Raw genomic sequence first — 1,195 nt, 5'->3', positions numbered from 1 at the left:
CCCCCCCCCCCACACCCCCGATTTCTATACTGAGGCGCGCCACCCTCCCCCGGGGGGCGCGCCCCCCCCCCCCCCCCCCCCCCCCCCCCCCCCCCCGGGAGGGGTGGGATCGATGAACCGTCGGTCGTGATGGACCGAGCTAGAGTATGATCGCCCCTCTCTTTTCCATGAGGCCTGAACGGATAGCCGGGCATAACGGCCCGGATGACAAGCACGGGACACGGAAAAGATGACGGCAATCATAGCACGAACGCTCGGAATCGACATCTCGAAAGATCGCCTCGACGTCCATCTCCTGCCGGAAGGGACGGAGCGGCAATTCGCCAATGACGCAAACGGCCTGCGCGAGCTGCTGCGCTGGCTGGCTCCGCTTGCCCCCAGCCGCATTGTCTACGAAGCGACGGGCGCCTACCACCGGCTGCTCGAGCGCACGTTGGGTGCCAAGGGCCTGCCGCTGGTCAAGATGAACCCGCAGCACACGCGCGCTTTCGCGAAGGCCGCCGGCCGACTGTCCAAGACCGATCGCATCGACGCCGCCATGCTCGCCCGCTTCGGCGAACTGATGACGCCGCAAATCCGACCAATCCGCAGCGACACCCTTGATACGCTTTGCGAACTCGTCGCAGCGCGCCGCGCATTGGTCAAGGACCGTACCGCCGCCCAGAACAGGCAGAAGAACCTGACCATCCCGCTTTTGAAGCGCCAGGCCGAGCAGCGGCTCAGGCAAATCACCACCCAGATCAATGCGATCGACGCCGAATGTCGTACGCTGGTCGCCCGCGAGCCAGATCTTGTCCGTCGCTTCGACATCCTCACCAGTATCCCAGGCCTTGGCGAAGTCACAGCCTTCGCCATCATCGCCGACATGCCGGAGTTGGGAACCCTTGCCAACAAACAGGTCGCAAGCCTCGCCGGCCTCGCACCGGTCGATCGCCAGTCGGGGCAGTGGAAGGGCAAGTGCTTCATCCGGGGAGGAAGATCGTCGGTCAGGCAGGCGCTCTACATGCCAGCCCTCGTCGCGGTCCGTTTCAATCAGTCACTCAAGACAAAATACCAAGACCTCCGAGACGGCGGAAAACCTGCAAAACTCGCCATAACCGCCATCATGAGAAAGCTCGTCGTTCTCGCTAACGCCCTCATCAGGGACGACCGGAAATGGTCGCCATCCCTTCCTTGACCAAGACGGATACTCTAG

The 1,195-nt window shown here is 63.5% G+C and carries 1 protein-coding gene; it reads left to right on the top strand.

What is annotated here, in order from left to right; genetic code table 11:
• Positions 1 to 229: 229 nt before the first annotated feature.
• Positions 230 to 1,177, top strand: a complete 948-nt coding sequence (locus NKH01_RS35150; RefSeq protein ID WP_353024741.1) for an IS110 family RNA-guided transposase — start codon at positions 230 to 232, stop codon at positions 1,175 to 1,177.
• The last annotated feature ends 18 nt before the right edge of the window (positions 1,178 to 1,195 follow it).

The organism is Mesorhizobium sp. M1403 (assembly GCF_040317695.1).
In the GTDB taxonomy this organism is placed as follows: domain Bacteria; phylum Pseudomonadota; class Alphaproteobacteria; order Rhizobiales; family Rhizobiaceae; genus Mesorhizobium.
Note: the sequence above shows the minus strand (reverse complement) of the source record. Positions and strands in the feature narration are given on the sequence as shown.